Below are 12,686 nucleotides of genomic sequence, written 5' to 3' on the forward strand. Positions count from 1 at the left end.
CATATCATAACAGCTACATTATTGCAGACTTCACGGAAGCTTGGATTCTCGAAACTTCGGGCCGACAGTGGGTAGCAAAACAAGTCGAAGGGTTTCAAGCCATTTCAAATGGTTATACGATAACCAACGACTGGGATAGAGCTTCGGAAGACGTGATTGATCATGCTATTGAGAGGGGATGGTTTGATGAGGAAGAAGAGTTCTCTTTTGCGGGTGTCTATGAAAACGAAGCCATGAGGTATATCACTCGTTGTGATGATAGACTCTCAGAATCAACAACACTATTGCAGGATGAGTTCGGCAAGATAGAGTTCTCCACGTTGATGAAGCTTCTCAGAAATCATCCTGATGATTGGAGACCGTGGAATCAACCTAAAGCAGCCATATGTCAGCATGCTTGCCATGAGAATTCCTATGTAACGGCGGGCAGTCAAATATCTGAGCTGGGTGATGATCATCTTCACTGGTTTACTGGTTCGTCTAATCCTTGTACCAGCGTTTATTGGCCATTTACCTTTGATTCTCCGTATGTATACGATGGTTTCGATATGGCTTCTGAGAAATACTCCGAAGAATCATATTGGTGGATTAGAGAGAAGCAAAATCGTGCAATATCAAAAAGCTTCGACGTAGCTATGACAGAGGCGCAATATACTGTAGCAAAGCATCAAGATATTGTCTATAGACTGGCTAGCAGGAGAATAGAGCAGGATGTCGTTGAAAGAACAATCATCGAATACATGAGAGAGCTACAAGGCAGCATTGAGAGCGCTGCTGTTGATACTGGTATTCCGACGGAGTTCAAAAATTACTGGAATAAGAGGAATGCTGAAGCTGGTATGAAAGTACCCTGAATACTCACTCTTTCGTAGATTCTGCGATTTCTTGCAAGGTCTTTCCGGTTAATGCTGATTCTGGCTCCTCCTCCAAAACATTCCGGTCTGGTTCTGCTTTTTCATCCCTCATCTTGATTAGAAGCCATCTTGCATTCTTTCCGCTTCCAGTTCGAATCAAAACATAACCACCTTCTAGTTTCTTGCCTTCCAGCCATACCTCCACTTTCCCATCATCTAGACTTTCAGCCATATTCTTGCGGTCTTCTCTCTCTTCTTTCTCAGCGCGTAGATTACGATACGTCCCATAATCCCATACCATTACAGTGCCCGCACCATATTCGCCCTCAGGAATGACGCCTTCAAAATCAGCATACTCTAATGCATGATCCTCAGTAGGCACGGCTAAACGTCTGGTCGATGGATTGGTTGAGGGTCCTTTCGGAACAGCCCATGATTTCAAGATACCTTCCACTTCCAGTCTGAAATCGTAATGGAGATTACTAGCATCATGTTTCTGAATCACGAATATTGGCTCCTCCGATGGACTCCTTTCACCCCCTTCAGGTTCAGGGGTTTTAGAAAAATCTCGTTTCTTGCGATATTCCGTAAGCGGGTCTTCTTCCATACTCCTCTTCTCCCTTTACAAAGCTCGGAGCTTCATTCTTCAGTCATTGCAATAAATTCTTCCTCATCGATAACAGGGACCCCTAACTCTTTGGCCTTGTCTAGTTTCGAGCCAGCACCGGGGCCAGCTACAACATAGTCAGTAACACCGCTGACGCTTGATGTTGCCCGCCCACCCAAACGGGTAACCAGTTCTTTGGCCTCAGTCCGAGTGAAATTGTCCAGGGCTCCCGTGAATACAAAAGTAAGCCCTTCAAGTGGCTGTTCTTCTTCTCCATAGAGAGGATTCTCAAGTGTTAGGCCGCTCTCACGAACTTTTTCTATGGCTTCTCTGTTCTCTGGCTCGTTGAAGAAGGTGGTAACACTATCAGCAACTTCAGGACCGATTCCCTCTATCGATAGCAAATCATCCGCACCTGCCTCCATCAAATCGTCTAATGTGTGATAGTTCTGCGCCAGAAGCTGTGAAACATGAACACCAACAAGAGGGATTCCCAGTGCGTGGATGAATCTGTGCAGAGGCTGCTCCTTGCTTTCTTTGATTTCACTAAGGAGATTCGAGGCAGATTTCTCTCCAAATCGCTCCAATTGTGTCAAGTCGTCTAACGTCAGGGAGTATAGCGACTGAAAACCGTCTACGATTCCAGCCTTGATAAACTGCTCAGCTCGCTTTTCCCCTAGGCCTTCAATATCCATTGCTTCACGAGATGCGAAGTGCGTTAGCCGTTCTCTAACCTGAGCAGGACAGCCAATGTTTGTACATCTAGCAGTTTTCTTGTCTTCGCTCATGAAAACATCAGAACCACATACGGGACAAGAATCAGGCAAGGTGAACTTCTGCTCAGACCCGTCTCGCTCCTCGTCTATTGATTTCACCACGTACGGTATCACATCGCCGGCACGAACAACGAGAACTGTATCACCAATACGGATGTCCTTGCGCTCGATTTCGCTCATATTGTGCAGTGAAGCATGCGAAACCTCAACACCCCCGATTTCAACAGGATCTAAAATAGCCACAGGTGTTAATTTCCCGGTTCTACCGACTTGAACCTCGATATCTAGAATTTCAGTAGTCGCTCTTCTAGGTTCAAATTTGTAGGCTAATGCCCAGCGAGGGTCTCTAGTTCTTGTGCCAAGCCTCGATTGAGCTTCCAAAGAATTGACTTTGAAGACAACACCATCTATTTCAAAAGGAAGGTCATCACGCTGCTCTGCCATTTCTCTATGATATGCAAGAAGCTCATCTACACCCGTACACTTGCGTGATAAATCGAAATTGACCCTCAATCCCCATTTTGGAAGAGCTTCTAGGACATCCCATTGAGTATCAAACTCGATACCAGTAGCTTGTGCAGCAGCGTAGAAGTAAATATGTAAAGGTCTTCTAGCAGTTACATTTGGGTCAAGCTGGCGAAGGGATCCAGCAGCAGCATTTCTTGGATTTGCAAAAGGATCCTCTCCACGTTCTAGTCTTTCTTCATTCATCTCCTCAAACTCATCCAAACGCATGTAGATTTCCCCTCGGACAACAAGTCGTGAAGGAATGAAGAGACCCATGTCTCCAAGCAGCATAAGAGGGACTTCCTTGATTGTCTTGACGTTTGCTGTTACATCCTCACCTGTCTCGCCATCACCTCTAGTCGATACTACGGAGAGACTTCCCTCCTCGTAAATCAGTTCTACAGCTAGGCCGTCGTATTTTGGTTCAGCAACATATTCAACTTCTTCAAGTCCCAGTTCTTCCCGGCATGTCCGGTCAAAGTTCAGAACTTCGTCTTCTTCATATGCAGTTTTCAGACTGAGCATGGGAATCGGATGCTCTACCAATCCTAGCTCTTCACGTGGTGCTCCACCTACCTGTTGTGTCGGAGAATCAGGGGTCTGAACTGCTGGATATGTTTCCTCAAGATTTCGAAGTGTGCGCATCAGTTCATCGTACTCTCGATCCGAGATTACTGGATCATCCAAGACGTAATAGCGATAATTGTGGTAACGTATTGCTTCACGAAGCTTCTCAGCAGCCTCTCTTGCTCCTTCTTCTGTTTCTATAGCTTCGAGAGATACGTCTGGTTTTCGGTTTGAATTCACTACTCTTCCTCCAAGACTCATTATTCATTGCTGCAAAAGAGTATATCAAGGTCCCCAATATACGATAACAAACTCTTTAATTAGGAGGAACAAGGCACCGGTCACCTCTTAGTGTAATATGGAGTTGATTACGACGAGTCGCAGAGCAGTTGTAGCAATAGGCGGAAATTCGCTGATTAAGGACAAGGAACATCAATCCATTCCAGACCAATATGCCGCTGCAGCAGAGAGCTGTAAGCATATCGCGGATATGATTTCGAAAGGTTGGGATGTTGTGCTAACATCTGGAAATGGACCCCAAGTAGGTTTCATTATGCGGCGTTCAGAGCTTGCCAAACATGAGCTGCACGAGGTCCTGATGGATTACGCTGGAGCTGATACTCAGGGTGCAATAGGATATATGCTCCAAAGAGCCCTGCATAATGAGTTCAAGAGAAGAAGTATAGACAAACATGCAGCAACTATTATCACTCAAACGCTTGTTGACAAAGACGATCCAGCTTTTGAGGATCCCGCAAAACCAGTAGGCACATTCATGGACAAAGAAACCGCAGAAAAGAGAGCCAAAAAGCAAGGTTGGGAAATAGTTGAAGACGCTGGTCGCGGCTGGCGAAGAGTTGTTCCATCTCCAATCCCCATAGAAATCATACAACAGCCTGCTATTGATGCCCTCATCAAAGAGGGAATTGTTACCTACGCCGTTGGTGGAGGTGGCATCCCCGTGATTAAAAATGAAGATGGTACTCTCGAAGGTGTTGAGGCAGTCATAGACAAAGACAGAGCATCTAGTCTGCTTGCTAGTGATATGGGTGTAGATCTATTGCTAATCTCGACTGCAGTTGAGAAGGCTTATCTTAATTTTGGAACTGAGGAACAAGAGCCAATTGATGAGATGACACCCTCAGAAGCAGAGAAGTATATCAAAGAAGGTCATTTCGCTCCAGGAAGCATGCTGCCAAAGGTAGAAGCCTGTGTTGAATTCATCAAGCAAGGTGGAGATCTTGCGATAATAACCGATCCACCAAATATCACCAATGCCTTAGAAGGCAAAACAGGAACACGAATTGTTCCGGAATAGAAAAAGTGTTCATCAAAAGCAAAAAAAGCCTCAGATATGTCTCGGAACCTGATGGCATAAGAGGACAGATTAATACAGTCGTTTGTGGATGAAAAGGTGAAGTAAAATGAGAGAAGTAGTGCACACCAAAGATGCGCCGCAGGCTGTCGGACCGTATTCACAAGCTATCAAAACAGGAGAGCTCATCTTCTGTTCAGGCCAAATACCCATGGAACCCGATACAGGCGAGATTGTAACAGGCACTATAACAAATCAAACCAGACAATGCCTTAGCAACATCAAAGCTGTACTTGAAGCAGCTGGCTCATCTATGGAGAAGGTTGTGAAGGTTACCGTTTTTCTGAAGAACATGGATGATTTCGGCGAGATGAACGAGGAATATGCCAAATGGTTTGGAGATGAGCCCCCGGCCAGAGCAGCCGTCGAAGTACGAAGGCTTCCAAAGCATGTGGGTATAGAGATCGAGGCAATTGCGCTTCAGTAAATCGAAAATGTGTAAGGAGAGAATCCCTTGAGACAGCAGCTGTCCCAAATTGGAACTATACTTGTAATAGTTTCAGGTTTCATAGTTGCGTTAACTGTTATAGCTGATGCCATGCTTGGTCTTGATGTCATTGGAGACCGGATTCCCTTCATGATTATTGCTGCTCTAATTTTCATACTTGGGGGATCTGTTTGTTTCAATGCTCAACTCCAACACCGATCACTACTCATAACAGCAGGACTGGCTGTCATTGGGATTTCTCTCTATCTGATTGAGCCATTCATTATCTCTCTTTTCGCCCTCGCTTCTGGAGCTGTTCTCCTGTCAGCAGGTTTTGTTGGGAGACACAAACCACCAGACACTCCATTCAAGTTCGATTTGGCAAATGATTGGCATTTTCGTAATGCTCGCGGAGATGAACAACAGGGTAGCCTCCAAGCAGCTACCTTCGTTGAAAGCGACCTCGTTGTTTTCTTGTTGATGTGGAACAAAGCGGAAGGGGCTGTCAAGGATGCATTCAGCAAAATCAGGAAAGAGGTAATGGAACCGCGAAGTGAGGATATCACCTCAAGAACAACCGAGATTCATGGCCACGAAGCCAAATCATTCATGGGAACCAGCACCGATGGTCACTACTTCGAAGTGTTTCAGTACTTCTGCGAACGTTCAAACACTCACATACTCCTTCAGATAAGCTCTCAAGCAGGAGAGGCTCCAGTAAAGGAAGGCCACGATTTAGTCACTTGTCATGATTCATTTGAAGAAGAAACGGATAGTCAGACATAAGATGCATACCCGATAGGCCACCATAGAAATCAAACTCAGAACCACGCAATTTATTGGCGTTTATCTTGTCCGTAATATCTCTTTCTGGCAAAAAAAGCATGCTAGACTGTCTTAGAGCTGTTCCCTAAGCTATATATTTCATTACGAAATGCTTGGTCGTACATAACGTTAGGGTGCTAAAGAATGTCAAGCAGTCCAGATACAAAGAAATTAGCAGCCTTCATCGTTGTCGTAATTGTCATAGCAGGGGCTGCGTTCGGTGTTATCATGTTGATGCAACCGAGTGTAGAGCCTGGCGGTCCAGAAGTGGGAATTGCTACACCTGATGAGGCTACGAATATTACACTCAATGAAATCAAAGCAATGGAAACCGTAGAAGGCTTTGCATCATTTCAAAACTCTTACGGAAATATAAGAGGTCAAGGAAACTACAGCGGAATCAAAGTTTCCTATTTGCTTGATGAACTCGTTGGCGGTATGGAAAGCAATCAGATACTTACAGTAAACGCCACCGACGGGTATGCTGTCACATTTCCATACTCAAAAGTATACCCCAATGAGACAATTCAGGCAATCCAAGGAGATATGATTCTGGCGTACGAATACAACGGAACCGAAGTTCCTGACTGGGAAGATGGTTACAGAATTATCTTCCTTACTGAGGATGGGTATTACTCAACTGAGGACGCCAATCAAACAACCCCTGATGAATACTTCATGGGGGCTGCGGGACCAACTTGTATCAAGATGGTTGATACGCTGAAAGTTGAGACCCTAGAACCGACGGCTCTCACCGTTGTGAGGGAAGAAGGGACAACAGAATTTACCATGACTGAATTGAAAGAAATGGATACGATTACCGGCCTAGGGGGTTACAAACGATCGTCCGGCACTATGGAAGGACCACATAATTACACCGGAGTCACATTTCAAACAGTTCTGAGTGCTACGGGTCTCCTACCTGCGAACTACACAGTTGAAGCCATGGGGAGTGATGGCTTCACAACATACTACAACAAAACACAAGTTGAACTCGGATACTTCCCCGGGTACGACCCCGAAACAGGAGATGATATCGGAACAATAGCCTGTAATGTATCACTAGCATGGGCTGATGAAGGCGGAACTCTTCCTTCAGATATCGGTCCACTTCGCGCCGTCTTAATCAATGAAGATGGCAATTTCACCGATGGGCATTTCTGGAACAAAGACGTTGTCAAGCTAACTGTGATTGAAGAAGTGCCAGACTGGGAGGTTGAGCTGGATGGCGTAGATCATTTCAACATGAGCCATGATGATTACTATGCCGGCGCCTCGTGTAGTCACCATCGGACTGAGATAGAAATGAACGGTGATACATACAAAGGATTGCCACTATACGTACTCGTTGCTGCGATGGATGGCGGCGATGATACGCATTTTACATTCAATTCCAGCCTAGCACTCCAAACCCATTACAATGTCACACTCTATGATAGCGAAGGTACCAATGTAACGATATCTGTGGACCAGATTGCTGATAACACCAGTATTGTGGTTGCTGGCTGGAAGAATAACAAGCTTCTTGAAGGAGATGAGTGGCCCATTAAGCTTGTTACGCCCAATGCAACCGCAGTACTTGACGGTATCGTCAAGATTGAGATGGTTGGCTGGGAAGACTAAAACCTGTTAGGGGGATTTGGGTGGGTTTTCCCGCTCCTATCCCTCAACACACTATTTCACTACGATTGCACTCAGAACAACCCTTTTTTGTAAACGATTGACGCCTTTTCTCAAATAGTATGTGCCATGATTATAGGGAGCAAGGCAGTTAATGACCAAAAATACACCTCGAAGCCAGCGAATGGGGGATTTCTTAGAGAAAGCCGCGTCTCTCATTAACAGAGCAAAATACAGCGAGGCAGTGGATGCACTTGAAGAAACTCTGAGAATTCAACCTGACAACGCTGAAGCATGGAAAAGGCTCATCGCCTGTCAAATCGAAATGAAACAGCCACAGCAAGCAATTGATGCTCTTGATAATTTGTTGAGAATTGAACCGGGAGCGCAACGGGCATGGGCAGATAAGGGGTATCTTCATCTCCTTCTGAATCAGCAATCGGAAAGCGTAGAATCTCTAAGGAAAAGCCTAGAACTATCACCCAGAAACTGGCGGCACTGGCTACTTCTGGCTGCGGCCCACCTTCTTGAAGAAGAATGGGCAGAAGCCCTTCTAGCTCTGGAGAAGGTCCTGCGTCTCAACCCAAATCATGCAGAGGCGTGGTACAACTGCGCAGTATGTTATCTGATGTTGGGGGACGAAGAGGCTGCTGCGATAGCACTTGACTATGCTACATCTTTGGACCCGAATTTCGAGGACCTTATTGAGGAATGGTCTGATATAGATAATAAGGCTGAGAACTTGGGCGAAGCGTCATAGTATATCCATGATGCTAACAGCATTTCGAATCAGAGAAAGATGTTGTTGAGTTGCAATACAAGGTTATTATAACTGAGGCATAGGAAGTAAATCATAGCAAGAACCGGCTATTTCGAAATAACACAATATAATGGTCCAATTCGAAGAAAATCCGAATATTCGCGAAATAGACTTTAATATGTGGTTGACAAGTTTGAAGAAGACTATCAGGAGGTAGGCCCTTTGAATACTACAGAATGGAGGAGAGAATTAGACAGACTCTCTGAAGCAAAAAGCATACTTGTGCGCTTGAATCCAAAGACTGATGAGAAACTCAAAAGGCCAATGCGTCACCTGTACGACGTATTTGCCAAGCTAACGCAAATTGAGGACGAACTGGAAGGCACCTCAGGCATAAACATTCTCAAGAAAAGGAAACTATCGGATCAACTTGAGAAAACAAAAGGTGAACTCAGAGAAGGCTTCATGAGAATAGTAAGAGATTTAGCTGACGAGGTACGGCAAGAATATCAACAGACTGTCCAGCTTACTCAACGCCTCCAGAATATATCACCAACAAAAACCAAAGCACTACAAGCGCTTGAATTCCCTCCGGTAGGAGCTGGAGATGTAAAGGATTTCAAAGAGCTCTACCAATTCCTGAAGGAGTATTCCGATAGATACTCAGCTTTGCACAGAGAAGTTGCAAGACAAGTAGGTTCTTTGCTTGATGAAAACAAGCGCACCTTGGAAACTTATGAGAGACACATAACAATAGACCGGGGAGAGGTCTCTGCAACAGTTTCTATGAACGGTGTAGAAGGGCAACCTATCAACGACCTTGTTGAATCAATGGAGAAACTCAAGGCGGAGAAGTCCTACCTTGACGGTCGAAAAGACGAAGTAGGTAGAATGTTGGCAGCCTCCCTGGTTTCTGAAGTAGAATCACTTCAGGCTTCAGTTGATACTGCTTCTCGATTGGGACTCGATTTGCCAATAGATTACTCAAAAGAAATCAGAAGCATAGCCAGAGATGCCACCAAAACAGACAACCTTACCTCTCTAGTAAGTTTGGAAAGCCGATTACGATCTTCCAAACAGAAGATGGCAAACATGCTCAGAGACAAGATTATCAACATCAAGCATAGTGTGACATCAAGGGTTGTGGAAGGAGGCATACCAACTAGTTCTGATATGATTCCCGAACCACCTACAGCAATCTCAGAAAGCGAAGATGTGGCCGGTCTTCTGTCATCATACCAAGAGATGATTGAGTGGCGAGGGCAAGTCAAAATAGCCCTAAAAGATCAAATCCAAGAAGTGTTAGAAGAAATCGAAAAAGCCACTGAACGTCCCGAAGATACGGGCATCAAGGATATACTCAAGGTCAGGGAATTTCTTGCAGATGCGAAAAAGAAGCTCGATAAAGCAGAAATCGATGACATGATTAAGATTTACTTGAAAGCTAGTAAGATGCAGGAGAAATATCGGAAAACAGTTACCGAGGAAATCCGAGATTACCTGCAGCGATTCAATGAGCTAGCAACCTCAGCAGACCGTGTGCTTGACTACGCTCAACTGAGCAAAAAGGCTCCAAAAGTAGACGAATTGCAGGGCGGGTTAGTGTATCTACTTGAGTCTCTGGATAATCTCCGCGATGCTGTTGAGAGCGGAGTTGCTACATTTAGAGATGCCGCCAAACAGGAACTCGAGGCAATCATCAACGATCTTCAAACTATCAAGCCAGAGTATGCAGAGTTATTCCTTCCAATAATCGTTGACTTGGAAGACGGTGTAGCGAGAATAGAAGAGCTTGATGAATTTGGTGCAATTCGCTCCGAGATGAGGACGATAAAGGATAGCATCCTGGTGAAAGCAAAAGAAGCCATTGAGAACCTCCGTTATAGACTTGGAGTCAAAATCCGACTCGCCGCAGCAAAGCTCATGGGTGCGGGAGTCAAGATGCCCGCTGAAGTCCAAGATTCAATTAGCGAACTAAACAACGTTGGAGTCGCTGCTGATTCCGTATTCAAATTGCCAGCAAGAGCACGAAAAATGATTGAAATCTATGAGAATGACATCACCGATGAAATCGTGGAACTTCTAATAGATGAAATCGACGAACTCATGGAATCATTTGAACAAGCTGCAAAGGTGGGAGTGCCAATGGATGAAGAATTAACAAGACTAAAGTCCATCAAGCACGAGCCGCCTCGTGAGCTGGAAGCTGCAGCAGAGACCTATGATGAACTACGTGCTTTGACCTCGTCAAATGATCTACAGCAGAAAATACGCAGCAGAGGAGATCAAGCGTATGACCAGCTTAAGGGAGCAATATCTATCTTCGAACAGGAAGGCATGACAGATTTTGTAGAACGGTTGAACAATCTGCTTGATCAGGTCCCTGAAGAGATAGCCAGTGATGACACAGAAATTACAGAGGCTCTTGATGTATGTCTTACCATGGCTAATATCCAGGAGGAAATGCTTGAGGTAATCAAGGAAATTGCGGGGAAGAATCAAGCAGCATTACATGAACAGCTTTCAGAGGAGAGCAAATACTACTCTACGATTCGTCGGGTTTACGAGAAACACCCTAAGGAATTCAGTAAGAAGGTCTATCCACTAAACCGTATGGAAAACCTTCAAGAGGATTTGCAGAATGCCGATATACTAGATACTGCAATAACGAAGTTCAAGGAAATCAAGGAGCTTCAAACCGGATGGGTGCAGCAAGCGAAGAAAATGGATGATTGGCACAAATCATTGCGCATGTACATGTCTGGATTCACACCAGCAGCACCAGTTGATGATCGAAACAAGTTCATTGAGGATGCTATAAGAGAAATCAAGGACAACTATAGCAAGGAAGATATTGTTTCCTATCTATCCTGGGCTATGCGTGTAATAGCCGATACGATGGTAGAAAAACGAGAATAGACAAGGTGGACGACAATTATGCAAGGAATGGGATCAGCAGGAACTGAAGGCGACTCAGCTCGAGCTGCCGAAGTATTTGCCATAGGAATTGGGGAATGTGGATCGAATATCGTTGGCTCTTACCTGCAGTCAAGCAGAGACAAGAAACTGCCCTCCAGAGTGAGGGGCTATATGCTCATCAATACAGATAGAGCTGACCTAACCAAAGTTAGGGACAAGTATGGAATTCCAAAAGAACATACCCTCCTGTATGGAGCAAGCGAAATCGGTGTAGGTGGACGCTTCATGGATGGTTATGAAGCTGTCATGGATTCAAAGGACATCATTTTCGACCAGCTGGCCGGGCTGGGCTTTGAAGGAGTTTCTGGATTCTGTATTTTCACCAGTCTTGGTGGAGGTACCGGATGCGGTGGCACTCCTGCACTCATCAAGCTATTGAAGCAGAGATTCCAAGAAGAAGAAGGTAGGCGAATATTCGTCTATGTGATTGGAGTGTTGCCTTTTGAAGGGCAGTCAAGCGAAGCACTCAACTCGCTATGGGGAATGTCAAAATTACTTCGGGAACAGCTTCAGGAACGCGGCGCTGATCTTACCATTCTTCTCAGCAATCGAACTATGTTAAAGCGCATCCTCCAGTCCAGAAGGACAGATAGTGTGGATTACCTTCAAAGGGAGCTTGAAGTCGATATTGCAAATGTGAATTCTATCGAGAGAATGGTTCCATCTACGCTCGAATCTGCAGCCCCTCAAGATGTTAGGACTGAACAAGCCTTCGTTGAACTTGTCAATCCCCTCGCACTTGAGGTAATCGATGCCATGCTTTCTCCAGGGGTATATGAACCTGAAAAGGATGTTTTCCCAACCACGGACCTAGCAGACTACAGTAGGCGCCTAGACCCAGTAGTCATACCAGCTCTTTACCGAGATGCAGGCTTAATACCTGATGCAGGTAATATGCAAAACCAGCTGAAGGCAATGGTCAACTATGCAGCTACAGAAAGATCCTATGCTGATATTGGAGAACAGCCCAACGCGGAATCGGTCTTCTATGTTTTGAAAGGGTCACGAAGAATCGCAAAAGCAGAATACGGGGCATATCTCAAGGAGTCACTTAACCAGTTTACGGCACCCGGCGCAGCGGTAACTCCCTGTTACGTGAAATATAATAACGAAACCCCAACGGACCTACTGATTCTTTTTGGTTTACCAAAAATACCTGAACTCGTACAGATTGTCAAAGAGGCCACACAGCTTGTTAATCTGCACAGTGGGAAATCTCCACTCAAACAGTCGTGGTTCAAGCGTTCAAAGGGTGTTGAGCGCAGAGAGTTGGTAAATGCAATCAACGATATCCGCGAGCTTTTTGGCTACTATGCAGATTTCTCTACTCAACCCACTGAGTAGCCCCAGATTGCTCTTCAGTACAGCAATACAGGGTCAATCCGGCAA

Annotated in this window: 10 protein-coding genes; 8 read left to right on the forward strand and 2 right to left on the reverse strand. The window is 45.1% G+C overall.

The features are described 5' to 3' along the window. On the forward strand, window positions 1–854 hold an 854-nt coding region (locus GF309_10050), incomplete at its 5' end, for a hypothetical protein (GenBank protein ID MBD3159117.1). A 4-nt stretch (window positions 855–858) separates the two neighbouring features. Here the strand turns inward: GF309_10050 and GF309_10055 are convergent. After that, window positions 859–1,461, reverse strand: coding sequence for a DNA ligase (locus GF309_10055; GenBank protein MBD3159118.1), 603 nt, complete (start codon window positions 1,459–1,461; stop codon window positions 859–861). Window positions 1,462–1,493: 32 nt separating this feature from the next. Beyond that, window positions 1,494–3,572: an NAD-dependent DNA ligase LigA gene (gene ligA / locus GF309_10060; protein MBD3159119.1), complete on the reverse strand. Its 2,079-nt coding sequence runs from the start codon at window positions 3,570–3,572 to the stop codon at window positions 1,494–1,496. Between the two features lie 97 nt (window positions 3,573–3,669). Here ligA and arcC point away from each other — a divergent pair, with 97 nt between their 5' ends. The 7 genes from arcC to GF309_10095 all read left to right on the forward strand — a co-directional run bounded on the left by arcC (window position 3,670) and on the right by GF309_10095 (window position 12,641). Next, entirely contained in the window at window positions 3,670–4,629 is a 960-nt protein-coding gene (gene arcC / locus GF309_10065) for a carbamate kinase (GenBank protein ID MBD3159120.1), read from the forward strand. A 106-nt stretch (window positions 4,630–4,735) separates the two neighbouring features. After that, window positions 4,736–5,113 (forward strand): deaminase, encoded by a 378-nt coding sequence (locus GF309_10070; protein ID MBD3159121.1) that lies wholly within the window; start codon window positions 4,736–4,738, stop codon window positions 5,111–5,113. A gap of 27 nt (window positions 5,114–5,140) precedes the next feature. Further along, window positions 5,141–5,899, forward strand: coding sequence for a hypothetical protein (locus tag GF309_10075; GenBank protein ID MBD3159122.1), 759 nt, complete (start codon window positions 5,141–5,143; stop codon window positions 5,897–5,899). Window positions 5,900–6,082: 183 nt separating this feature from the next. Then, a complete protein-coding gene (locus tag GF309_10080) occupies window positions 6,083–7,561 on the forward strand; it encodes a hypothetical protein (protein ID MBD3159123.1) in 1,479 nt (492 codons plus the stop codon). Between the two features lie 151 nt (window positions 7,562–7,712). Continuing rightward, entirely contained in the window at window positions 7,713–8,318 is a 606-nt protein-coding gene (locus GF309_10085) for a tetratricopeptide repeat protein (protein MBD3159124.1), read from the forward strand. Between the two features lie 222 nt (window positions 8,319–8,540). Next, window positions 8,541–11,237, forward strand: a complete 2,697-nt coding sequence (locus GF309_10090; GenBank protein ID MBD3159125.1) for a hypothetical protein — start codon at window positions 8,541–8,543, stop codon at window positions 11,235–11,237. Between the two features lie 18 nt (window positions 11,238–11,255). After that, entirely contained in the window at window positions 11,256–12,641 is a 1,386-nt protein-coding gene (locus GF309_10095) for a hypothetical protein (protein ID MBD3159126.1), read from the forward strand. Window positions 12,642–12,686: the final 45 nt, after the last annotated feature.

The sequence above is a fragment of the Candidatus Lokiarchaeota archaeon genome, assembly GCA_014730275.1.
Classification (GTDB): Archaea; Asgardarchaeota; Thorarchaeia; order Thorarchaeales; family Thorarchaeaceae; genus WJIL01.

What these genes read in the sequence shown, in the direction of transcription:
- GF309_10055 (MBD3159118.1), bottom strand. Translation starts at nt 1,461, where the DNA reads ATGGAAGAAGACCCGCTTACGGAATATCGCAAGAAACGAGATTTTTCT.
- ligA (MBD3159119.1), bottom strand. Translation starts at nt 3,572, where the DNA reads ATGAGTCTTGGAGGAAGAGTAGTGAATTCAAACCGAAAACCAGACGTA.
- arcC (MBD3159120.1), top strand. Translation starts at nt 3,670, where the DNA reads ATGGAGTTGATTACGACGAGTCGCAGAGCAGTTGTAGCAATAGGCGGA.
- GF309_10070 (MBD3159121.1), top strand. Translation starts at nt 4,736, where the DNA reads ATGAGAGAAGTAGTGCACACCAAAGATGCGCCGCAGGCTGTCGGACCG.
- GF309_10080 (MBD3159123.1), top strand. Translation starts at nt 6,083, where the DNA reads ATGTCAAGCAGTCCAGATACAAAGAAATTAGCAGCCTTCATCGTTGTC.
- GF309_10085 (MBD3159124.1), top strand. Translation starts at nt 7,713, where the DNA reads ATGACCAAAAATACACCTCGAAGCCAGCGAATGGGGGATTTCTTAGAG.
- GF309_10095 (MBD3159126.1), top strand. Translation starts at nt 11,256, where the DNA reads ATGCAAGGAATGGGATCAGCAGGAACTGAAGGCGACTCAGCTCGAGCT.